The sequence below is a fragment of the Halomonas sp. HP20-15 genome, from assembly GCF_033446685.1.
In the GTDB taxonomy this organism is placed as follows: Bacteria; Pseudomonadota; Gammaproteobacteria; order Pseudomonadales; family Halomonadaceae; genus Modicisalibacter.
This window is the reverse complement of the sequence record NZ_JAWQLY010000020.1, coordinates 1-20,175: the sequence shown is the minus strand read 5'-3', so window position 1 is coordinate 20,175 and position 20,175 is coordinate 1. Positions and strand designations below refer to the sequence as shown.

Below are 20,175 nucleotides of genomic sequence, written 5' to 3'. Positions count from 1 at the left end.
ACTCCCTCCTTACCAAGATACTTGGCGCAGCTCGCCGGATGAATCGACGGTCATTTGCTGCACGCGCTGGTTGTGCATGGCCTGGTTGGCCTCGGCTTGCGATCGGAGCATTGTTAGCTTGGCCATCTCGTTTTGCAGCATGACTTCCTCGGCGCCGATGCGGGCCTGGAGGTCCAGAACGTCTTTCTGGTCGGGGCTGTTGTTAACCTCGGCCACCAGGCCGGTCAGCTCGCTAAAACGCTCCTGGGCCTGTTCTAGGGACTTTTGGGACTGGCCCAGCCAGGTCGCTGTGTTCTGGTTGCCGCTGTCGTACAGGTCTGCCATGTCACCGGACAGGCCGTGTTCGCTTGCGCTCCTGATGCCGGCGTCATTCAGCACCTGGTTAGGGTCGACGTTCACGGCGGTGTCATAGGCCGAGTCGATGACGTTGCCCAGGCCACGAACGCCGCTCATGCTGTCCAGCTCCTTGTTGGCCGTTTCGAGCTGGCTTTTCAGTTGTTGGATTTGGTCCAACATATGCTGGACCTGCAAAATATTTTGCGTGAGCCCAGCAACATCAATGACGGGAATCCCGCCCGCCATAGCTGGTTGGGTGACGCCGATAGCAGTAGCGAGAAGCGCCGCGATTGTTGTTTTTTTCATGATGCAAACCTCCGTTGCTTGTGAAAGATGGGCAGCCAGACGGCAGGATCGTCGCCGTGCTGCTCGATGATTTCAGTCATTAGGTTGACGTTATCCGTGGTGCCGGAAATAACCGCCAACTGGTCGTCAAAGCCTTTCAGGTTCAGTTCAGCCACAACGCTATTCTGACCCTGCTTGACCAGGAAGCGACGGGAACCGGGCGCCATGTCTTCCTTGATCAGTTGAAATTCCCGCTCAGTCAGATGGAAGCCATCGACGTAATCGGCCCGGTCCGCCTTCGGGTTAGGCATAAATACATAGGTTGCGCACTGCTCGATCAGCGAGTGGGCAATGGGTGAACGCAGCACGTCTTTAGGCGACTGAGTGCCATAGACCATGATGCCGTTCTGTTTACGGATAACCTTCTGCTTGTTCTGCGCCAGGTCCTCGAAATACTCGTCCAGGAGCAATTTCCAGAACTCGTCCATGAACATTTGGAAGCGGCGGCCGTCGATAAGCTGTTCAATACGGTGGAACAGATACATGACAACGGGCGTCCGTACTTCGGCGTTGTCCAGGAACTCCGTAACGTCGAAACCGAACATGGTGTTATTGTCGAAGTCCAGCGCGTCTTCCGGGTTGTCGAGAACCCAGCCCAGCGAGCCACCTTCACACCATTTAGCCAAGCGGGCATGGGGGCCGTTCTGAGATACCGGGTCCAGGAAGTCGAGGCACCGTCCTATCCGGCGCTTTTCCTTCGATAGCCCCATCACGCCGCGCACAGCCTTGTCGATTTCCTTTTCCTCCTGGTTGTTGAAACTGCCGCCGCAGATTTTCTTCACCAGGTCGGTAAGGAACAGCAAGTTGTCTTCGGTCGGTGCCAGTTGGAACGGGTTAAAACCAGTAGGCACACCGTTTTGAAGTGGCAGATAAACGCCACCACTGGCCCGCACGTAGATTTCCAGGCCTCGGTCTTTGTCGAAGATCACCTGAGTCGGATTGAACTTCTTGCTTTGCGACATAAGGAAGCCCTGGACCACTGTTTTACCGGAGCCTGACGGCCCGATAATCAGCGTGTTACCAAGGGCCTTCTGTTCTTCCTTGGCCTCCAGCTCCTTGAGAGCTGCCGCGCCCTTCTCGCGCTCCAGCTCGGCTTTTTTCCTCGCTTTGGAGCTGTCCAGCGCCTCATGAAAGTTGAAGTAGTACGGCGCCCCGGACGTGGTTCTGAACATCGTCACAGCCGGCCCCCACTGGTTGCCGGTCCGTTCGCCGGTCGGGTAGTTGTGGAAGCTGGAGAAGCCGGCAAAGTTGCGCGATGAAATAGGCGCAGGGCGCGGGCGATACTTGGCATTGCCTGGCAGTTGAGCCCAATAGGCAGCAGCCAGCGCCCAATCTTCACGGGCAACGACCATAGAGCAATCGGCCAGCTCGGAACGTGCCGCCGACAGGTTGCCGCGCAAGTCCCTGGCGTCTTCACCAAACACGGTCAGCGATAGGTGATGTTCCCCGTAGACGATACGACCAGAGGCCAGATCGTCCAGGCCATCGTCGATGGCTTCGACCTGAGACACGGCCAGATCGCCGGTTGTTTCCAGACGATTTTTCTGGCGGCCCAGCAGCTCGATAGCGATAGCCTTGGATAGGAAATTGAAGCTCTGAGTTAGCACCAAAGGGAAAGGTGCCGACAGCAACGCATTCAGCAAACCCGCTTCGGTGCCCTCCGGGTATTCAGAAATACCCAGGACCGCGCCCATTCTGGAGTCCACAACGCCGCGCAGCTCGAAAGCATCCGCGCCGAAAAAAGGCCGCATCCTGGCCATGCACTCCGACAGCACCTTGCGAGGCAAAGCGCGGGGCATCCAATCACCATTCACCAGGAAGTCCAGGAACTCCAGAACCTCGGAATGGATTATGTCGTTACGCATGTATGTGCTAAGTACACGCGGGCCATAGCGATTAAGTGAACTGGTCGCAATCGAAACGATTTCGTCCAGCTTCTCGATGGCCTCGAATTGTTGTTGGTTCAGAACCTCTTTGTTCTTCTCCATCTTGGAAAAGAACCCCAGGGCTTTAGTGGCCGTTGGGCGGTAGACGATGGTCAAGTAAAGCTCGTTGACCATCATCTTGTTTTTGGTGACGTAGGCCGAATATTTGTCGTTCAGCCCCTTGTCGAAGTCCCCCGCGAACTCACCACCTGGAAAGATGGTGTTTTCACGGCGAACGATGTTTGTCCATAGCGCCACTTGAGGCGATGAAATATTGCGAAGCAGAATGTTTATCTGCTCCTTCCAGATTTCCACGTCTTCCGGGTCGGCGGACTCATGAGCCACGCCGTCCAGCTTGATGACCTGGAGATAATCGCCGCCTTGAGTTTTGACGGTGTTTTCGTTTACTTGAGCCTGGTACGGAATGAACTCAGCCACCGAATTTTCACGGTGCCAAGGCACTTCCTGGACCTTTCTTTTTTCTGCCTTCACTTGGGCATCCTCCTTGTCGCGCGAGTGTTGACCATCGGACTCGCCGTTGATGCTCCCCAATGTCTCCAGCCAAGGGATTTCATCTTGGTGCCGACCCATAGCAAAAGCAGCCTGAACGTCCGAGGATCGCGCAGGCACAGCAGATACATAACGCCATGGATTGGCAGGTAGAGAAGCAACGTGAAGGGGTTGCCGGTCGCAATCATGAAGATTCCAACCAGGCCGCCCCCGATGATAATGCCGTCCAGGGTGACGCCCCACTTCATAGCGGGGCGCGTGGCGGCAACAAATAGCGGATCAGTGCCTGATGCCATCCCGACCTCCTGTTAGGATACGGCCGCGATAATCAGGTCAACGATGGTTGCACCGCCGAAGACCAGAACGATACCCGCGATGTACTTGCCGCAGGCTTCGCCAGTGATGCGTCCAGCCCATGCGAGATAACCGAGGATGGCGATGCCGATGATGGCAACGCTTCGGGCGATGCCGTTAGTGAGAAGGTCCAGGACCCAATCCACCCCTTCTTCAATGGGGTTGGCCATGGCAATTTCCGGGAGAAGTGCAAGGCAGGCCAAAAGCCAGACGTTAGCCATGACCTGACGGAATTTGCTAACTTTCTGGTTCCCCTTTGCCGCGTTTTCGTTCATTTTTTGCGCTTTCATTTTTGCTCCTTAGTTCCAACTGAATAACAGGCACTTGTCGATATTTGGTGTTTATATGTCGGACCAGCCGGTCTAGGCTGGCCCAGGTTCTAGGCTTTTTTCGCTGCGTCTCTAAAAGTTGCCGGCCCTCCTTCCATGTCAGGGTTACGTAGATTCGAAACTTGTTATCTTCCCCCTGGACGAGTGTCATACCCTTTACGGCCTTACTCTCCAGGTTGTCGATCAGCTCTTGTTCGCTGATTGCGTCGTGACTCATATCAAAATGTCCGCTTTTGTTAAACGATGCGGTACATTTTAATGATCTTTCGCGTTTTGTCGTTGGTTTCCTCATTGAGTCCTCATCCTTAAATCAAAGTATAGCACATTGATAATCAAAATGTACAACTTTGATTGCCGCCAAGCTCAAATCTTTGGCTTGCCACCCACGTTGTCGAACTTGGCGTCACAGGACGGGTATCCACTGCATGACCAAAAATCGTAACCCTTCTTGCCGGCGCCGGCCTTGTAGCGTCGGACCAGCTCCTTGCCACACTTAGGACAGGGCGTGTCTGCCACTTGGCGCGGCTTCCGCTTCCCTGGCTTGCCCCCGGCGTCTGGCAGCGTGGTGTCACAGTCGGGGTATCCGCTACAGCCCCAGAAGTAGCCTTTTCCGCCTTTACGGCGAAACAGGGCCTTTCCACAGTTGGGGCAAGGATGCTCTGGCGCAGCATCGACCTTCATGCCGCCCAACTCTTGTTCCAGGCTGTTATGGACCACGCTCACCACTTCGCGGTAGCTGGAGCGGCCTTCGGCCACTTGGTCCAGCCTGGCTTCCATGTCGCGGGTAAAGTCGTACTCGATGAAGCTAAAACGGCTGTTCACCAGGGCGTCGATCACCAGGGCGCCGGTATCGGTCGGCACCAGGTACTTGCCGGCCTTGTCGTAATCGACGTATCCCCTGGAAATGATGTTCTGCATGATGGCCGCGTAGGTGGAAGGCCGCCCGATCCCCAGGCGCTCCAGCTCCTTGATCAGCTCGGCTTCGGTGAAACGAGAAGGGGCGCGGGTTTTCTTCGCCAGCACTCTGCCAGTCTCGGCATCGAGCTGTTGGCCTGGCTCCAGGTGAGGCACCGGGTTGTTGGCCCCTTCCTTGTCCTTCTTCTTGTCGTCGTCGCTTTCGGTGTCGTCCTCGTAAATGGCTCGCCACCCTTCATAGACTAGGGCGCGGCCCTTACCGATGAAATCCACGGGCTTGCCATCGAGGCCATCGACGGGGCGAAGGCGAACCGTCCGCACCGCATACCTGGCCGCCGCCAGTTGACAGCCCAGGGCGCGTTGCCAAATCAGCTTGTAGATCGCTTGTTGCTCGGGCGTGTCGCCGGCTTCTTCCACGTCAAAGTGTGTTGGGCGGATGGCTTCGTGCGCTTCCTGAGCGTCGCCTTTCGCCTTCCATGTCCGGGGCTGGTCCACCATAGGCAGGCCCTTGGCCTGGCAGACCTGGTAAATCTCGATCAGGGCATCATCGGACAGGTTGGGGTTGTCCGTGCGCATGTAGGTGATCAGACCCTGTTCATAGAGCTTCTGCGCGGCCTCCATGGTGGCCTTCGGCTTCATCCGCAGTTTGTTGGATGCGGCCTGTTGCAGCGTTGACGTGATGAAGGGAGCAGGCGGCGCCTTGCTTTCTTCCTTTTCCTCGCAGTCCAGGACTTCAACCTGGCGCAGCGCGGCCGCTCGATCAGCCAGTGACTTGTCCAGCAGGTACTTTTGACCTTCCGGGAGAAACGGCCGGGTATCCCAATCAGCGGTCCAGTCCCCGAAGCCGAGCTGGGCACCGAAGTGGCTTGTAGGCTTGAACGCCTGGATAGCGCGTTCACGCTCCAGGACGATGCGGACGGCGGGGGATTGAACACGACCAGCGGAAAGTCCGCGCCGGCCGGCCATGTCGCCCAGCTTTGGCGACACCATATAGCCCACCAGGCGGTCCAGAACGCGCCGGCCTTCCTGAGCCGCCACCATCTTAATGTCGATCCCTGACGGGCTCGCTATGGCCGTTTTGATGGCCTTTGGCGTGATTTCCGCAAAGCGTATGCGCTGGGGATTGTCCAGGCGCAAAGCCTGCTTGAGGTGCCAGGCGATGGCCTCCCCTTCGCGGTCCAAGTCGGTTGCCAGATAAACAGCGGTGGCTCGCTCGACGGATTTTCGCAGTTTGGCCAGTACGTCTTTGCCGCGCTCGGTCGGCACGTACTTGGGTTTGAAGTCGGGCGCTTCCACGCCCATTTCACGTTCCGGCAGGTCACGGACATGGCCGACACTGGCCTGCACGTCCCACCCTTGCCCCAGGATTTCGCGGATTTTTTTAACCTTCCCTGGAGACTCAACAATAACTAGATTCATTGGTCCTCCCTACCGTCAACCAAGACGGTTTCCCCGGCGCCGCCGTTGGCGAACACGTCCCAGGATTGCGTCTGACTCAGTTCACCGTCCTGAGCCTTGCCGTAAATGTCCCAGGCCTTTGCCTCGGGACGGCGCTCAGCCTGGACGCGAACAGGCGCGGCCTGGTTGCCACTGCCCCCGTTGTTGATTGAGGCGTAAAAGGTGTGGTCCTGGATCACCGCCGAAGGGGTAGAGCCGCCGAAGTGGGTCAGCCCCTCGGAAACCTTGCCGGCCGCTTCACGCTGGGCCACCACGTCCGGGTTCTGGAAGAACAGGGCGCCATTGGTGAGGTCAGGCAGTCGCCCTTCCATGGCCAGGTTGATGATCGTATCGACGCGGGTTTGTTGAGTAGGCGACAGGGCCGGCAGCTTTCGCCACCCTCCTGCCGAGTGGACCGGCTCAAACTGGCGTGGGGCATTGACGACCGCTGTCACGGTGTTGCCCCACTGGCCACTGATTAGCCGGTTTATGATGGTGTAAACGACGCCAGCAAGACCGCTGTCCCCCTGGTTAGCCGCCTCCGCGAATGCTACGCGAGCGATGGCGTCCCGGTCCTCGTTGCTCAACTCGACCGACTGGAGGTTGGCTTGGTAGTCGGCCGCGGCCGCCTCACAGTCTGCCGGACTGATTGGCGTCTCAGGTTGGGGAGCAGCCCCGGACAGGGCCGCACAGGTGGCGAGAATGGCGAACAGGTCCATACCGCCCCCTTAACGCCAATAGTAAGTGTCGCCGGCCTTCGCGCCGTCGATGAACACATCAACATAACGGTACGTGCCAACGCAGTAGCGCGGGGTGCGGTTGCCGTCGCGGTCAACCCGGCAGCGGGTGCCCTTCATATAGCGAGACGGGACCGTTTCCCAGGACACACATTCGCGGTCATCACGCCGGTAGCGGTAACTGCTGCAAACTCGATGTTCGGCAATCAGCGCCGCATAGTTGTAGTTGTACGACATTTGGCTGCCGCTCCCGTCCTGAACAGCGCAGGAGCTGAACGAGGGAAGCGGGCTTTTCATGTCTTTGACGCGATCAATCATGGCCGAGTGCGCAGCACCGCAACCAGATGGAAAGCCTCCAGGCAAACAAATCCAGATAGCGCATTCATCTTGCGACGCCGCGAGGGCAGATGAAGGGGCGAAATAACCGCCAAATGACGCCAGGACAAGACTAGCGGTAGCCAATAGCTTTTTTGGGTTCATTCTTCAATCTCCATATTGATCAGACCGACACGCATCATACTTTAATATGCTGCATCTTGAAAATCAAAATATAGCATTTTGACGCCACAAGGCAAGGGAATGTCCAATTTCCTACCCAGTCTTTGCCGATGTCTTACATTCCCTGTACGAAATCTCTTACAGCTAAATAAGGACGCCATGAAGTGATGGGAAGCCGCTCCTAGAGCGGTCGGGGGATCATGCCACAGCATGATTGCAAAAGCAGGCGGTCCAGGTGAGCAGTTTTCACGGGGTTTGTGAACCGCGTTCAGGTACGAAAATTTCGTGCGCACGAAGAAAAAAGGCTTGATATAATACCGCTACTGTATTATATTAATCATATCCGCAGCGGGCGCCACCACTTAGTCCGGCGGATATTCAACCCTTTGACTATGAGGACTACGAAATGCAAACCCTTTTTTATTTCAACAATGTATCTCAGTTGAGCGACTTTGAATCGTTCGAGGTAAAGCCGGTTTCAGGCGGTCATTCAGACGCGCCGAAACAGGACGAAGAACCTAAGTTCTGGTCCGTTATTGGCACCTTGAAGGAAGAAAAGGCGGAAGGCCTCCAGGGCCGCCAGTTCCCCGTCGCGGACCTCCCTTCGGAGCTTTACGCGGGGCTGTTTGCGAACCTTTGCGAACAGATCACTGGCAAGGCTTAAACAACAAAGGAGGGCGGGAAAACCGCCCTCCCCTGGAGGAATAACCGATGAGTAAACAAACTGAGCAGGTATTGAGTGCCTTCCAGAGCGGCCAGCGCGTGAAGCTGGGCAGTATGAGCGGGAAGGCTTTTGGCAAGCTGATGAACGAGCTTAGGGAGTTCAGAGAGCGCCAGGAAGCGGCGTAGAGAGGTTGGCCCCGGTAGACCACCACGCCTTGCCGGGGCCGGCCGTCCCTTCGACTATGAGGACTACGGCTTTAGTAATTATGCCATTGACACGAAGGTGAATCCATTGAAAGCGACAGAGCAACACAAGCGCCGGGTCGGAAAGCCCCAAACCGTAAAGCCGGAGGCGCCGAACCTGGTCAGCTCCTGGCGAGCGATCGTTACCCGCACGGGCACCCTGACGGAGGCCCTGGAGACGATGAACGCCGCCCTGGGCATGAAACTGACCCATTCCCGCATTACAGAATGGGAACGGGAAGAAAAGGCCCCAAGTACCCGTGTGGTCAACTACATGCTGGCCACGGTCGTGCCGGCGCTACTCCTTGACCAGGGCCTTAACGAAAACAAGGTCCGAGAGCTCGCGGGTAAAGTCCGCGTCCCTGGTCTTTAAGGGGGTGGCATGAGCGAAGGCAAACGCCCGGAACGGGCGCCCTGGAACGACTTTCCCCCTGTCATCCGAAACGGCGACCTCAAGGAGCTGGAGCGCGAACCGGAGTATCAGGCCGCGAAAGCGGGCGACCAGTCCGCCGCCCTGGACATGGCCGAACGCTTGGTGCGTCCCGAGACAGTGGAGGCCATCCGCGAAGTGGTAGGCGACCGCCCCGCCAAGATCGTGCCGGTATTGGCCAGGGAGGCGGCAGGGAATAACAAGATACCGCTGGCCACAGCCGAAGTCCTGGGGGACCGCCTGGGGCTGGAAGTAGAATACAACATCGTGCAGGCCGAAAAGGTCGGGCGTACCAACAAGGGCGCCGATCACCGACTGGCCATGAATCCGACTTTTGACGGTGCCGTGGAGCCAGGCCGGCCCTATGTCCTGGTGGACGATACCCTGTCCATGGGCGGGACTATATCGAGCTTGCGCGGCTATATTGAAAACAGAGGCGGCCAAGTGCTGGGCGCGGCCGTGATGACGGCACACCCTGGCGCTGTAGACCTGGCCGTAAAGCCTAAAATGTTGGCCGACATAGAACGTAAGCATGGCCACGCAATGAACAACTACTGGAAGGAGGAATTTGGTTATGGCATCGAGCAGCTCACCCAAGGCGAAGCTGGACACCTCAGAAAGGCACCAACGGTTGACGCCATCCGAGATCGAATCACTGCGGCAAGAAATGCAGCAGGCTGGGCAATGGATGAAAGCCGAGCTGGCCAAACGCCGGCAACAGAAAGCGAAGGCGTGAAGCGGGGGCCACACCAGGACAAGGCCGACGCCTTCAAGCAGCTTTCGAGCAAGGAGTTACTGGAGCAATACCCCAACGATCCGGCCATCGAGGCCGCAACCGCTGTTCAGGCCGTCGCTGATAAGTTCGCACTGGAGCAAATCCCCAACAAGGACAACCGCGACCGCTTCCTAGAGGGCGTCCGCGACCGTATCGCGGACAACCTGGAGCATGGACGAGAGAATACCGCCCCTCGCATCCTGGACGACCGTAGCCAGGGCCACGACGATCAGGAACGTTGATCACTCCCCTTCCGAGGCTTTGGCGGCCTTGTGTGCCGCCCACACCCGTTTCACGGTCGCTTCACCACAGCCAACCAAGTGCGCAGTGTCCGCTATAGACTCGCCGCGACTACGCAGGGCTACGATTCTGGCGTGCATCTTGGAGTCTGGACGCCGGCCGGTGAAGCGGCCGGCCTCCTTGGCCAGCTCGATACCCTGGCGCTGCCGTTCGCGCCTGTCCTCGTAATCGTCTCGGGCCGTTTGCAGGGCGACCCGCAAAAGCATTTCCTGGACCGACTCCAGGACGATGCGCGTCACCCCGGTGGCGTCTTCTACCAGGTCGGAAAGATCGACCACACCAGGCACGGCCAGCTTGGCCCCCTTCCCTTTGATGGCCTCGATCAGCTTTTCCGCTTCGGGAAGGGGCAGCCTGCTGATGCGGTCCATCTTTTCAGATATGACCACCTCACCCGGTTGCAAGTCGTCAATCATGCGCAGCAGCTCGGGCCGGTCGGCGCTCGCGCCGGAGGCCTTTTCTCGGTAAACGCCGGCAATGTGATACCCGGCCGCCTTCGCGTCCTGGACGATAGCCGCCTGCCGCGTTAGGTCCTGGTCTTTGGTGCTGACCCGTTGGTAAATCCGGGCCACCTTGATTGTCGAAACGGTCATTAGATGGCCCCCTGGTTTATGGCCATGATGGCCACGGTAATAGCGACCAGGTGGAGCGGATACCAAGAGAGACGCAGACCCCGAGGCAATGCAGGAGCGGCGGCGCCCTCAAAGGACAGAGACGGTGCCAGGAGAACGGCACAGCCAGCGGCGCAACTGATGGCCATGTGAAGCGGTGAGCCGCCATTGATCACTGCACACAGCGCCAGGGCTGGAAGCATGGCCGTGACACGCTGGTTATTGCGGAAGGCGTAGACGAACGCCGGCACCAGGAGCAATCCCAATATCTGGTATTCGACAAACGGGCTGACCACGGCGGCCAGAAGGAACAACACAACGCCGGTGGCCATCCTGGTGCGTCGATCCTTCACCTGGTCCAGGAGAACGACCGCAAGCAGCCCGAAAGCCAGGGTAAAGCAGATATTGAGCCTGTCCGGCGTCACTACCCAGGCGTAAGGAACCTGGCTGATGGCCCCGATCAGCAGCAGGCGCAAACCGTACCGCACCGGCCGGCGCGTATTGTGCAGCAGATGCCAGGCCACCATGCCGGCGAACACCGGGAAGGCAATCCGGCCGATGGCCAGCGCCCAGGGCACGAAAGCTGATTCCGGCCAAACGTACTTGGTGACATGCTCCAGGGTCATCGTTAGAACCGCGAGCCACTGCGCGGCCGGCACCCAGGCATTGGATTGTGTGGAGCGGTTTAATACAGCACTTGAGTTAGCCAACATCGTTGGTCCCCTCAGTAAGATTTCTCAGCTCCGCCGCTGGATCGAGATAATAGCGATAGATCGAGGCCAACAGGTCCACAGTTGCCAGGGCGTCTACCTTCGCGCTATGCGCTTCACCCGACCAGGACACGCCAGCTTCATACGTCGCATCGGCCAATGAAATAGTGCCGTATTGATTTGTAGAACCGAAAGCCAGCACGGACAGCTCCATAGCGCATTTAACGTTAAGAGTGCTAAGCCAATCAGTATCTAATCCGAAAGCTCGGCAAGTATTGCGAAGCATGGCCATGTCGAAATCGGAATTAAAAATGACAACGGTTCTACCCGTCAGACATTCTTTTATGGAGTCGATAACTTCGGGCCACGTTGGGCTGTTTGCTAGGTCTTCCAACGTGATGCCGTGGACCTCTGCCGCACCGGGTTCGATGGGTACGCTAGGCCGGACGCGATGATCGACCAGGACCGTTCCCCATATATCGCAGATAGCAATTTCAATTATTTGGGCATCTTCACCTAATCCGGTCGTTTCGGTGTCGAGGACCAAACAGGAGTCCGCTAACCAGTCAGAGGCAATCTTTCCGGCCTTCGCTGCCTTACTTTCGAGCTTCGCCATAACGGCCAGACGTTGGGCGCTGGCCTTCTGCTTTTCGGACCTGGCGGCCTTCACCTGACGCATTGGAATGCAATCAGCGATTCGGTAGACACCAAACGATCTTCCGAAGTCGTTTTTATAGAACTTCACTGGCTCGGCGTCCGGCTTTGGTTTCATGCGGAACTCGTCCCGTAGTCGAGACTTCGAGAAGCACCGATCCGCTTCTATGGCGTCCTGTCTCAGCTTGTCCAGATCGTCACTCATGCTCAAACCTCGCTATCAGTTTAAGCAGCTCCTGGTCCGTGGTTTCGTCCAGGCAATCATTCAGTTCATACCAGAGACTTGCCGGGCACAACTCTTTTGCCTTGGCTTCCAGTTCTTCGCGTTTCATGGGGTGGCCCTCAGTGGCTCAAATAGGTTTAGGTATTTGAGCCATTCTATCAAAGTCAGCTCATTAGGCAATAGCATAGTTAAATGAGCCACCCAATAAAGAGCCACTTAAATGAGCTAACGCACCCCTTCGGGGCTTGTTGGCCACCTTCCAGGAACGAACAGACTTCGCTAGTTCGCACCCGGAAGGCGGCGCCAATCAAAACACCCCATCTTGACAGGTTAACCAAGTCGGTTACACTTACACGCATTGATAGGCGACAGCCAGGAGGTGAACCATGAACATGAAGCGCAAGCCGAAGGCGCCAGGCGAAGTCCTGGAAACGCAGTTCATGCAGCCGAACCAAATCACCCAAAAGGAGCTGGCCAGCCATACCGGATGGACCCGGAAGCACGTCAACGAGCTTTGCAAGGGCAAAGCCCGCGTGACCATCGACACGGCGTTGATTCTCGGTAAGGCCTTTGGCACAGGCCCCGATTACTGGCTGGAGCTGCAACAAGCGGTTGATATTTGGGACGCGCTGCACAGCGAAAAACGAAAGGAACGGCTCGAAAGCATCGTGCCGTTGATGAAAATGGTAGCAGCATAAAAAGCGAAGCCCCGATGCTTTCCAACTTGGCGGGCGGAAAAGCGATCAGGGCTACATCACAGTGTGGGCGGTTTCGTTAGCAACTTGGCGGGAGCTAACGAGGTGGCCGATTGCCTAGCGGGGCATGGGGCACACGTGTCTATTATAGCGCGGGTGCCCCTCTAATCAAGTAGTAGGGGTTACAGTGGCACAACAACAAGCGGCACAACTGGCGCTATTCGACCAGACACAAGAGGCCAGCACGTATCACGACGCCGGCCGGCGCGGGTTCTTCTCGCTGCTCACCAGCAAGGACAACGGCGACAAGCGGCAGTCCTCCCACCCTCTCAGCGAAATGGCTACCGTCCTGGGCATGGTGGACTCGACCCGTGACACCTGGCTGTCACAAGCCGAGTTCTTCCGCCCTAATCGCCGCGTTGTCAATCTGCTACGTATTGGGCTGATGTTCGTGGACCTCGATACCTACCGGGTGCCCTGGGCGACAGGGCGAACGCCAGAGGAACAAGCAGCCGGCGTTATCTACTTCTGTCAAGCCGAAGGCCTGCCCCTGCCTTCGCTGATGATCTATTCCGGCCGAGGCCTGCAACTGAAATGGTTGCTCGATGCGCCAATCCCTCGCCAGGCCCTGCCCCGCTGGAACGCCTGCCAACGCCACCTGGTAGACAAGCTGGCCGAGCTGGGCGCCGATCCTGCCGCCAAGGATGCCAGCCGCGTGTTGCGCCTGGTCGATACGGTCAACACCAAGAGCGGGAACATCTGCCGCGTGGTCCACGTCCAGGAGGAAGCCGGCGAACCCGCCCGCTACAACTTCGAGTATCTTTGCGAAATGCTGCTGCCCGTGGCTCGCTGGGACATTGAAGCGCAACAAAAGCGCCGGCGCGACCGACAACTAACCCTGATACCTGGCGGCCGCCAGGGGAACCTAAAGGGCTTTTCTGGCCGACAACTGGCATGGGACCGCCTGGAGGATCTTCGACGCCTGGCCGACCTACGCGGCGGCGTAGTCGAAGGGGAGCGAATGCAGCACCTCTTTTGGCGTCTCAACTTCCTGTTGTTGTCGGGGGCTACCAACGCCAGCTTGATGTATCACGAAGCGTCCGCACTCGCCCGAGAGCTGGACGCGAACTGGAACCACCGTAGCAAAGAGCTGATGACGCTCTACAGCAAGGCCAAGGCCAACGAAGCGGGGGAAACCGTCGAGTTCAACGGCCGCAAGGTGCCGCCGTTGTATACGCCACGAAATGACACCCTAATCAATCTGTTCCAGATCAACGATGACGAGCAACGCCAGCTTAGGACGATCATTAGCAGCGACATGGCCAAAGAGCGCCACAGAGAGCGCGAGAAGGAACGGAGACGCCAAGCTGGAGCCATTGACCGGGAAACCTACGAAAGCCAGTCACTGACCCGTCAAAAGCCCTGGGAGGCCCTGGGAATGAGCCGCGCCAAGTGGTATCGCCTGGGCAAGCCGATGCCGGCCGAAGGTGAGACAAGTCCGTGCGTATATCAGGTCGCCAGAAGCCAATCTGGAGAATGAGACAAGTCCGTGCGTATTTCTAATGGCGAAGCCTCAGCGCCGGCCGAAGGCCGGGGGTTTAGGAACGCCAGGTAGTGAGACAGGTCCGTGCGTATATCAGCAGGTGCCTAGCCAGTGCCTTTCCCCTGCCTTCCAGGTTAACGGTATATCCGCCCTGCCCGTTGGTGTTTTCCTTTTAAAAATCAAAAAAATAAAAACCTGTTGTTGCCTTGGCGGGTGACTATGGCGGGCAAGGGGAGGAAACCTTGTGGTCAACCTCGTGGGCGGCTTGTCCGTCCATCAGGTTGTCCATCATGGTTTTCCCCCGGTCCTGGAGCGAAGCGGAAGGATGTCCCCATAGTTGAGCCCGCTTTCTTGGTTCTAGGTGGCGTCTCAGCTTGAAATCTGAGGCCGTTACCCCTGCTAACTGGCGCAGATTTCACGTAGGAGCGCGTTATAACGCCGGAAAGTTGCCTTTTTTGCCTTGGTGGCGTGTTGGCCACCTACGTGAAGATCATTTGACCAGGTGGCGAGGATCGAGAGGCGAAATTGTCGAAAGGGGGTTGATATAATACAGCTAGTGTATTATATTAATCATATCCGCAGCGGGCACCACCACATCGTCCGGCGCGGATATTCAAACCTTCGACTATGAGGAACCAACATGATGAACAACGCTGCACAGATCGAAACGGCCGTAACCGCTAACCAGATTCCGACCGCAAGTCGTATCAATGCGCTACCCCGTCACTTCGGCCGCCACATGATGGCCGTGGAAACGGTTGTGTTTGCCTACATGCGCGAGCTGGTCGAGGCCTACCAGGGCGGCTATTGGGAGTTCTACGACCTGTCCAATGGTGGCTTTTACATGGCCCCCACTGGCACCCAGGAGCTGCGCGTTTCGGTGTCAGGTAACTACTTCGACGGCGAAATGAGCCCGGATGCGGCCGGGATCGTGGCTTGCCTATTCGCTTACGGCTACTTGGCCAATTCAACCGGCGCCGATGCCTTTGCCCATCACTTCCACTGGCTCAGGGATTACGCCCTGGACCACCCCGAAGCGGGCAAGATTCTGGCGGCTATCGACTAACGAACCCAAACGACCCCGGTTCAGGCCGGGGTTTTTCTTATCTTGAATAATAAGAATAATAGGATTATTATTATTCTTATCACTCGATAGGCAGACAGGAGATAGAACCATGGCCCAGGGCATCCCAACCGAGACTTACGACCGCATCGTGCAGGTGGCCAACGAGCTTTACGAACAGAACGGCCGCGAGAAAATGCCGACCGTTGATGACGTGCGGAGAGCGGCAAAGGCAGATATGAACACCACTAGCGCCGTTATGCGTGAGTGGCGGAAGCAGCAAACCAGCCAGGCCGCGCCAGTAGCTGTCCCGGTTCCGGCAGCCGTACAGGAAGCATTCCAAGGAGCTTTGGCGACCGCGTGGACCGAAGCCCAGGCGCTGGCCAATGAAGCCTTGTCAGCAGCACAGAAAGGCTGGGACGAAGAACGCGGCGAAGCGGATCAACTACGCGCCGAGATGGCCGAGGCTTTCGAGTCTCAAGGCCTTGAGTTGGAGGCGGTAACGCAACAACTGGCCGACGAGCAAAAAGCACACCAGGCAACTATGGAAAGCGCGCAGGCAGCGAAGCAGCAGATCGACGAGCTGGAGCGCGAAACCCAGGAGCTGAAAACCCGACTGGCCACTGTCGAACGCCAGGCAGCGGATCGAGGCGAACGCGCCGAAGAACTGAAAGCCGAGCTGGCCGAGGCCCGAGCCGACGCCAAGGAGCAGCGGAAGGAAGCCGACCGCGACCGTAAGGCCGTAGAGAAGCAGCACCAGGAGGAAAAGCGTTCCCTGGAGTCACAGCACCGGCAGGAGTTGGAGAAGGCCGACGCGACGGCCGGCGAACTTCGCCAGCGTCTCGATACCTTGACCGGAGAGCTGGCCCAGGTGAAGGCAAGAGCCGAAGCCCAGGAGGCGCAGCACCAAGAACAGCGCCAGAAGGCCGAGCAAGAAGCGGAGAAGGCCGCCGAGCGTGTGGCAGCCGCTCAGCAGGACCGCGAGCAAGCCCGCCAGGAGCTGGCCGAGTGTCGGGAGCGCAATGCAACCCTTAATGGTGAGTTGACCGCTATCAAGGCGCAACTGGCAGAGCTAAAACAGGCCGGAAAAGGCAGCGCCAAGAAGTAAGCGAAGCGGCGGCCCTGGCACTATATGTTGTGTTCCAGGAGCTGCCGCGGACTACTAGATATTGTGTTCATGGAAGTCGAAAAAAAACTTGATATAATACAGCTAGTGTATTATATTAATCATATCCGCAGCGGGCACCACCACTTAGTCCGTTGCAGTTTTAACCTTCGACTACGAGGACAACACAATGTCAAAGCAAACACTTATCGACACCCTCGCCCGCGAGTTCCAGGGCGAAACCTTCACCCACTTTGCCGTCATGACCTGGGCCAGTGGTGCCGAGTTGGCCACCTGGAAAGAGGCGTTCCGAGAGTTGGTAGAGGCCGGCGCCCTGGTTGCCGTTGAGGAACGACCGCTGGGCACCGTCTATAAGATGGCCGAGAAGCTGGTTATCACGGCGTCCGCCTACAACGCCGCCCCTTCTGATTACCGCAGCGTATGGACAACCGAACGTTTCGACCTGGCCAACTGGAGCGAGGTCCGCGATCAGTACATCGGCAAACGTACCTTGATGGATCGTTCAGGCCTTCACATCGAAGGTATTACCATGGTTATCCTGGACGACTAACCCGAGGCCGGGCCATTTCGTGCGCACGAAATCGGCCCTTTCTTTCGGTCTAAATGTTGTCATTATCTATTGACGGTAATAGATAAGGTGTTAAACTGGAAGGCGTAGGGTCATTCTACGCCGACCAGATCAAGGAGCCATGACATGACCGAAAGAGCAGCAGGCGGCAGTCGTTGGCCACCTGCCAAACGCGAGGCCACATGAAAAGACGCTTGACACCATCGGAGTTCGATCAAGCCGTTAAACGATTACCAAGGGCCATGAAGGCCCGAAACATACAGATAGCCAGGGCGATCCTGGTTGAAGGCCGGAAGCAAGCCGAGTTGGTACGCGAAACGGGCTTGAGTCGAACAGCAATAGCGGCCGTTGTGCGGAAAATCCGCGAGGCCCACGAAACATACGGGCAGCCCCCGGAGGGCTGGGAAAGAATCGAAGTCTGTCTGCCTTCGGAAATGGTCCACCTGGTTAGGGCCTTGGAGGAAGAAGCCAGACGGCAACATGAGAACGAGGACTAAATCATGCAGATCATCACGGTATCTAACCAGAAAGGCGGCGTTGGCAAATCCACTGTAGCCGTTCACCAAGCGATGGACATTCAGGAGAAGGGAAAGCGGGTTCTGTTCCTGGACCTGGACCCGCAGGCCAACGCGACAAAAACGCTGGAGCGTATCGCGCCGGCCGCCAATGTCACCGCAAGCCAGCTTTTCACCGAGAGCGTGGAAGCCGTCGAGCCGGCCGAGGGGATTACCCTTATTCATGCTGACGGCGCTATGGCCGACATTGAGCGGGCCGAACCGTCCGTGCTGTCCACGTTCAAGCAGAACCTGGACAACCTGGGCGAGGCGTTCGATTACTGCGTTATCGACACCCCGCCGACCCTGGGCCTTCGCATGACTGCCGCCCTTCTCGTTGCCGATCACGTCCTGGCACCTATCGAGCTGGAGGAATACAGCATCGACGGTATCACCAAGATGTTGCAGACCATTTTCGGCGTCAAAGAGAAGTGGAACCCGGACCTTAATTTCCTCGGCATGTTGCCTAATCGGTTTAACCCGCGTTCCCTGGCGCAGAAAGAGACGCTGACCAACCTGGTCAAGAACTACTCGCACTTGTTGATCAAGGCGCGAATTGGCATCCGGTCTTCAATCCCCGAGGCTCTTTCCGAAGGCATCCCGGTGTGGCAGCTCAAGAAAACGTCCGCCCGTGAAGCCGGCCGCGAGTTCCAGGAAGCGTTCGCCATCGTCTACGAGAAAATGGGAGGGCTGAAGTAATGACCGATAAGACTACACCGAAAAGCAAGGGCGCCGACCTGTCCGGCCTGGACGACTTCAACTTGTCGTCGTTCCTGGACGGCGGCAAGAAAGGCAAGGCCCAAGAGGATGCAGGCAACGCGGCGCCGGCCGGCGCTGTTTCCTACGCGCCCCTGGACCACTTCCACGAAGACGAGGACAACGCCCGTCAGGAGTTCGATGCTCAGCGCCTCCAGGAGCTGGCCGAGTCGATGACGCAGGTTAACCCTAAAACCGGAGAGGTCCGGGGTATCCTGGAGCCGTTGAGCGTGAAGCACCACCCGGACAAGCCGGGGCACTTCATCATCAACGGAGGCGCCCGCCGCTACCGTGCCGCTAAGCTGTCCGGCCTCGAACAAGCGCCGTACATCATCAAGGACGAGCTGGACGACTTCGATAAGTTCGTGCTGAACGACCAGCGCGAGCAGTTGAGCCCGCTAGAAATCGCCATGTTTATTAAGGCACGGCTGGACGAGGGATACAGCAAAACGGAGGTGGCGAAGGCCCTTGGCCGTCCGGCGTCCTATGTTTCGGATCACGTCATTTTCTTTGACATGGCCGGCGCTATCCGCGACCTGTACGACAGCGAGCGTTGCCGCTCGATGCAGGCCCTGGCGTTGCTTCACCGCGCCCACAAGAAGAATCCCGAGCCGGTGGAGGCGTTCTGTCAGGACGCCAACGAAAACGACCAGGAGCTGACCACCTCGCAGGTCCGCGCTTTCCTGGAAAGTCTCAAGAAGCCGGAGGGGCCGAAGGAAAAGGACGAGAAGCCGACCGCGCCCACTGGCGACAGCAAGGACCAAGAGCCCCAGGCGCCGAAGGACGAGGACGATAACCAGGGCGACACCACACCGGCGTCTGAAACACAGCTTGGTGAAGGTGACACCGACGAAGAACCGGGCGACCAGTTCCCCGATCCTTCGACCCGCAACGAAGACCAGCAACCGCTTACCCTGGATGGCGAACCGCTGAGCGGCGGCACCCTGGAGGGCCAAGCGGACCAGATGCTAGAGCAGGACGAGAAGGCCGACCGTATCAAGAAAGCCATCATCCAGGTGAAGCATGACGAGCGCGAAGCCCGTCTGCTAACCGAGCGTCGAGCGGCCTACGGTCTGGCGTGGATCAAATATGATGACGATGGCCAGGAAGTAGAGGTGGACCTTAACCAAGTGGCCTTGGTGGCAGTCATTGAAGCGTGAGGCAGCCGGGACGGCTGCCCTACCCTCCTGGTTGCCGTCCCGCCGCCGTGGTGGTGAACCATGACCGAATTTCTCTATGACCTTCCCCTGCCGGTGCTGATCACCGGCCTTGTCCTGCTGGCGTTGCTAAGCAATTTCGGCCGGCCCCTCCTTCGCTTGCTGGGCTGGCGTAAGCCCGCCCATCGTCGGAGGGAACGGCAAGCAAGGCAGAGCCTGGCCAAGTTGGCAGAGATACCAGACCCTGGCCGAAAGTTTGCCTTTCTTCGGAGTATCAACCCGTTCACGTTCGAGGAAATGATCCTGGAGACGTTCGAGCAGCGCGGCTATAAGGTGAAGCGCAACACGCGATACACCGGAGACGGTGGCATTGATGGGCGCGTGTGGCTCGACGGCGACTTGTTCCTGATCCAGGCGAAACGGTACGCGGGGCATATCAGCGCCGCTCACGTCCAGGAGTTTTGCCGCATGGTGGATGCGAAGGGCTGCAAGGGCTTTTTCATTCACACAGGCAAAACCGGCGACGCCAGTCGCCTTCTGGCGAACAACCAGGCCAACGTCTGGATAATCAGTGGCGGCAAGTTGCTGGATTTACTCGACCCCGACCGGCGTCTTTAACCAGAGCCGCCGACGCCGCGTAAACTAGCGGAGCGAAGCGGAGTCTGTTTGCGCGGGGGCGGTGGCCAACAAGCCCCCGAAGGGGGCGCGTTAGGGTCCAATA

Annotated in this window: 24 protein-coding genes; 13 read left to right on the top strand and 11 right to left on the bottom strand. The window is 57.9% G+C overall.

The genetic code is table 11. The features are described 5' to 3' along the window. Window positions 1–9: 9 nt before the first annotated feature. From R6258_RS18090 to R6258_RS18060, 7 genes are all read right to left on the bottom strand, one after another. On the bottom strand, window positions 10–642 hold the full coding sequence (locus tag R6258_RS18090) for a type IV secretion system protein (protein ID WP_318453247.1): 633 nt from the start codon (window positions 640–642) through the stop codon (window positions 10–12). Next, complete coding sequence (locus R6258_RS18085; protein WP_318453245.1) at window positions 639–3,098, bottom strand: VirB4 family type IV secretion/conjugal transfer ATPase; 2,460 nt, start codon at window positions 3,096–3,098, stop codon at window positions 639–641. Before R6258_RS18085 ends, R6258_RS18090 begins: the two co-directional genes overlap by 4 nt. After that, on the bottom strand, window positions 3,095–3,412 hold the full coding sequence (locus tag R6258_RS18080; protein WP_041692616.1) for a type IV secretion system protein VirB3: 318 nt from the start codon (window positions 3,410–3,412) through the stop codon (window positions 3,095–3,097). Before R6258_RS18080 ends, R6258_RS18085 begins: the two co-directional genes overlap by 4 nt. 12 nt (window positions 3,413–3,424) lie before the next feature. After that, entirely contained in the window at window positions 3,425–3,760 is a 336-nt protein-coding gene (locus R6258_RS18075; RefSeq protein ID WP_220237494.1) for a TrbC/VirB2 family protein, read from the bottom strand. Between the two features lie 402 nt (window positions 3,761–4,162). Continuing rightward, window positions 4,163–6,133 carry a type I DNA topoisomerase gene (gene topA, locus R6258_RS18070; protein ID WP_318453241.1) on the bottom strand — a complete coding sequence of 657 codons (1,971 nt, stop codon included), beginning with the start codon at window positions 6,131–6,133 and terminating at the stop codon, window positions 4,163–4,165. Further along, window positions 6,130–6,870, bottom strand: coding sequence for a cell wall hydrolase (locus tag R6258_RS18065; RefSeq protein ID WP_112777800.1), 741 nt, complete (start codon window positions 6,868–6,870; stop codon window positions 6,130–6,132). The genes topA and R6258_RS18065 overlap by 4 nt, the downstream gene beginning before the upstream one ends. Window positions 6,871–6,879: 9 nt before the next feature. Further along, complete coding sequence (locus tag R6258_RS18060; protein WP_012850364.1) at window positions 6,880–7,368, bottom strand: hypothetical protein; 489 nt, start codon at window positions 7,366–7,368, stop codon at window positions 6,880–6,882. Window positions 7,369–7,792: 424 nt separating this feature from the next. Here R6258_RS18060 and R6258_RS18055 point away from each other — a divergent pair, with 424 nt between their 5' ends. The 4 genes from R6258_RS18055 to R6258_RS18040 all read left to right on the top strand — a co-directional run bounded on the left by R6258_RS18055 (window position 7,793) and on the right by R6258_RS18040 (window position 9,739). Then, window positions 7,793–8,050: a hypothetical protein gene (locus R6258_RS18055; protein WP_012850365.1), complete on the top strand. Its 258-nt coding sequence runs from the start codon at window positions 7,793–7,795 to the stop codon at window positions 8,048–8,050. Window positions 8,051–8,097: 47 nt separating this feature from the next. Then, window positions 8,098–8,235 carry a hypothetical protein gene (locus R6258_RS18050; RefSeq protein ID WP_012850366.1) on the top strand — a complete coding sequence of 46 codons (138 nt, stop codon included), beginning with the start codon at window positions 8,098–8,100 and terminating at the stop codon, window positions 8,233–8,235. Between the two features lie 106 nt (window positions 8,236–8,341). After that, window positions 8,342–8,665 carry a hypothetical protein gene (locus R6258_RS18045; RefSeq protein ID WP_012850367.1) on the top strand — a complete coding sequence of 108 codons (324 nt, stop codon included), beginning with the start codon at window positions 8,342–8,344 and terminating at the stop codon, window positions 8,663–8,665. Window positions 8,666–8,674: 9 nt separating this feature from the next. Beyond that, window positions 8,675–9,739: a phosphoribosyltransferase gene (locus R6258_RS18040; RefSeq protein WP_112777799.1), complete on the top strand. Its 1,065-nt coding sequence runs from the start codon at window positions 8,675–8,677 to the stop codon at window positions 9,737–9,739. Here R6258_RS18040 and R6258_RS18035 read toward each other — a convergent pair whose 3' ends face one another. The 4 genes from R6258_RS18035 to R6258_RS18020 are packed head-to-tail and all read right to left on the bottom strand — an operon-like array spanning window position 9,740 to window position 12,101. After that, the gene (locus tag R6258_RS18035; RefSeq protein ID WP_012850369.1) at window positions 9,740–10,387 is read right to left on the bottom strand and encodes a recombinase family protein; all 648 of its coding nucleotides are present in this window, start codon (window positions 10,385–10,387) and stop codon (window positions 9,740–9,742) included. It lies immediately after the preceding gene. Then, window positions 10,387–11,118, bottom strand: coding sequence for a TraX family protein (locus R6258_RS18030; RefSeq protein ID WP_112777798.1), 732 nt, complete (start codon window positions 11,116–11,118; stop codon window positions 10,387–10,389). The genes R6258_RS18035 and R6258_RS18030 overlap by 1 nt, the downstream gene beginning before the upstream one ends. Then, complete coding sequence (locus R6258_RS18025; protein ID WP_112777797.1) at window positions 11,108–11,974, bottom strand: 3'-5' exonuclease; 867 nt, start codon at window positions 11,972–11,974, stop codon at window positions 11,108–11,110. The genes R6258_RS18030 and R6258_RS18025 overlap by 11 nt, the downstream gene beginning before the upstream one ends. After that, window positions 11,967–12,101 (bottom strand): hypothetical protein, encoded by a 135-nt coding sequence (locus tag R6258_RS18020; RefSeq protein ID WP_012850371.1) that lies wholly within the window; start codon window positions 12,099–12,101, stop codon window positions 11,967–11,969. The genes R6258_RS18025 and R6258_RS18020 overlap by 8 nt, the downstream gene beginning before the upstream one ends. A 277-nt stretch (window positions 12,102–12,378) precedes the next feature. Here R6258_RS18020 and R6258_RS18015 point away from each other — a divergent pair, with 277 nt between their 5' ends. The 9 genes from R6258_RS18015 (at window position 12,379) to R6258_RS17975 (ending at window position 20,072) form a co-directional block, all read left to right on the top strand. Then, on the top strand, window positions 12,379–12,690 hold the full coding sequence (locus R6258_RS18015; RefSeq protein WP_084852353.1) for a HigA family addiction module antitoxin: 312 nt from the start codon (window positions 12,379–12,381) through the stop codon (window positions 12,688–12,690). A 184-nt stretch (window positions 12,691–12,874) separates the two neighbouring features. Continuing rightward, window positions 12,875–14,227 (top strand): replication protein, encoded by a 1,353-nt coding sequence (locus R6258_RS18010; RefSeq protein WP_112777820.1) that lies wholly within the window; start codon window positions 12,875–12,877, stop codon window positions 14,225–14,227. A 643-nt stretch (window positions 14,228–14,870) separates the two neighbouring features. Then, on the top strand, window positions 14,871–15,296 hold the full coding sequence (locus tag R6258_RS18005) for an antirestriction protein (RefSeq protein ID WP_318453230.1): 426 nt from the start codon (window positions 14,871–14,873) through the stop codon (window positions 15,294–15,296). 109 nt (window positions 15,297–15,405) lie between these two features. Next, window positions 15,406–16,401 carry a DNA-binding protein gene (locus R6258_RS18000; RefSeq protein ID WP_318453228.1) on the top strand — a complete coding sequence of 332 codons (996 nt, stop codon included), beginning with the start codon at window positions 15,406–15,408 and terminating at the stop codon, window positions 16,399–16,401. Window positions 16,402–16,588: 187 nt separating this feature from the next. Then, a complete protein-coding gene (locus R6258_RS17995; RefSeq protein WP_112777818.1) occupies window positions 16,589–16,969 on the top strand; it encodes a hypothetical protein in 381 nt (126 codons plus the stop codon). Window positions 16,970–17,169: 200 nt separating this feature from the next. Next, window positions 17,170–17,484 carry a TrfB-related DNA-binding protein gene (locus R6258_RS17990; RefSeq protein WP_069971684.1) on the top strand — a complete coding sequence of 105 codons (315 nt, stop codon included), beginning with the start codon at window positions 17,170–17,172 and terminating at the stop codon, window positions 17,482–17,484. A gap of 3 nt (window positions 17,485–17,487) precedes the next feature. Then, window positions 17,488–18,240 carry a ParA family protein gene (locus R6258_RS17985; protein WP_112777817.1) on the top strand — a complete coding sequence of 251 codons (753 nt, stop codon included), beginning with the start codon at window positions 17,488–17,490 and terminating at the stop codon, window positions 18,238–18,240. Next, the gene (locus R6258_RS17980) at window positions 18,240–19,457 is read left to right on the top strand and encodes a ParB/RepB/Spo0J family partition protein (RefSeq protein ID WP_318453223.1); all 1,218 of its coding nucleotides are present in this window, start codon (window positions 18,240–18,242) and stop codon (window positions 19,455–19,457) included. Before R6258_RS17985 ends, R6258_RS17980 begins: the two co-directional genes overlap by 1 nt. Window positions 19,458–19,517: 60 nt before the next feature. Next, window positions 19,518–20,072 carry a restriction endonuclease gene (locus R6258_RS17975; RefSeq protein ID WP_012850380.1) on the top strand — a complete coding sequence of 185 codons (555 nt, stop codon included), beginning with the start codon at window positions 19,518–19,520 and terminating at the stop codon, window positions 20,070–20,072. Window positions 20,073–20,175 lie beyond the last annotated feature (103 nt).

What these genes read in the sequence shown, in the direction of transcription:
- R6258_RS18090 (WP_318453247.1), bottom strand. Translation starts at nt 642, where the DNA reads ATGAAAAAAACAACAATCGCGGCGCTTCTCGCTACTGCTATCGGCGTC.
- R6258_RS18080 (WP_041692616.1), bottom strand. Translation starts at nt 3,412, where the DNA reads ATGGCATCAGGCACTGATCCGCTATTTGTTGCCGCCACGCGCCCCGCT.
- R6258_RS18075 (WP_220237494.1), bottom strand. Translation starts at nt 3,760, where the DNA reads ATGAAAGCGCAAAAAATGAACGAAAACGCGGCAAAGGGGAACCAGAAA.
- topA (WP_318453241.1), bottom strand. Translation starts at nt 6,133, where the DNA reads ATGAATCTAGTTATTGTTGAGTCTCCAGGGAAGGTTAAAAAAATCCGC.
- R6258_RS18065 (WP_112777800.1), bottom strand. Translation starts at nt 6,870, where the DNA reads ATGGACCTGTTCGCCATTCTCGCCACCTGTGCGGCCCTGTCCGGGGCT.
- R6258_RS18060 (WP_012850364.1), bottom strand. Translation starts at nt 7,368, where the DNA reads ATGAACCCAAAAAAGCTATTGGCTACCGCTAGTCTTGTCCTGGCGTCA.
- R6258_RS18055 (WP_012850365.1), top strand. Translation starts at nt 7,793, where the DNA reads ATGCAAACCCTTTTTTATTTCAACAATGTATCTCAGTTGAGCGACTTT.
- R6258_RS18050 (WP_012850366.1), top strand. Translation starts at nt 8,098, where the DNA reads ATGAGTAAACAAACTGAGCAGGTATTGAGTGCCTTCCAGAGCGGCCAG.
- R6258_RS18040 (WP_112777799.1), top strand. Translation starts at nt 8,675, where the DNA reads ATGAGCGAAGGCAAACGCCCGGAACGGGCGCCCTGGAACGACTTTCCC.
- R6258_RS18035 (WP_012850369.1), bottom strand. Translation starts at nt 10,387, where the DNA reads ATGACCGTTTCGACAATCAAGGTGGCCCGGATTTACCAACGGGTCAGC.
- R6258_RS18030 (WP_112777798.1), bottom strand. Translation starts at nt 11,118, where the DNA reads ATGTTGGCTAACTCAAGTGCTGTATTAAACCGCTCCACACAATCCAAT.
- R6258_RS18025 (WP_112777797.1), bottom strand. Translation starts at nt 11,974, where the DNA reads ATGAGTGACGATCTGGACAAGCTGAGACAGGACGCCATAGAAGCGGAT.
- R6258_RS18020 (WP_012850371.1), bottom strand. Translation starts at nt 12,101, where the DNA reads ATGAAACGCGAAGAACTGGAAGCCAAGGCAAAAGAGTTGTGCCCGGCA.
- R6258_RS18015 (WP_084852353.1), top strand. Translation starts at nt 12,379, where the DNA reads ATGAACATGAAGCGCAAGCCGAAGGCGCCAGGCGAAGTCCTGGAAACG.
- R6258_RS18005 (WP_318453230.1), top strand. Translation starts at nt 14,871, where the DNA reads ATGATGAACAACGCTGCACAGATCGAAACGGCCGTAACCGCTAACCAG.
- R6258_RS18000 (WP_318453228.1), top strand. Translation starts at nt 15,406, where the DNA reads ATGGCCCAGGGCATCCCAACCGAGACTTACGACCGCATCGTGCAGGTG.
- R6258_RS17995 (WP_112777818.1), top strand. Translation starts at nt 16,589, where the DNA reads ATGTCAAAGCAAACACTTATCGACACCCTCGCCCGCGAGTTCCAGGGC.
- R6258_RS17990 (WP_069971684.1), top strand. Translation starts at nt 17,170, where the DNA reads ATGAAAAGACGCTTGACACCATCGGAGTTCGATCAAGCCGTTAAACGA.
- R6258_RS17985 (WP_112777817.1), top strand. Translation starts at nt 17,488, where the DNA reads ATGCAGATCATCACGGTATCTAACCAGAAAGGCGGCGTTGGCAAATCC.
- R6258_RS17980 (WP_318453223.1), top strand. Translation starts at nt 18,240, where the DNA reads ATGACCGATAAGACTACACCGAAAAGCAAGGGCGCCGACCTGTCCGGC.
- R6258_RS17975 (WP_012850380.1), top strand. Translation starts at nt 19,518, where the DNA reads ATGACCGAATTTCTCTATGACCTTCCCCTGCCGGTGCTGATCACCGGC.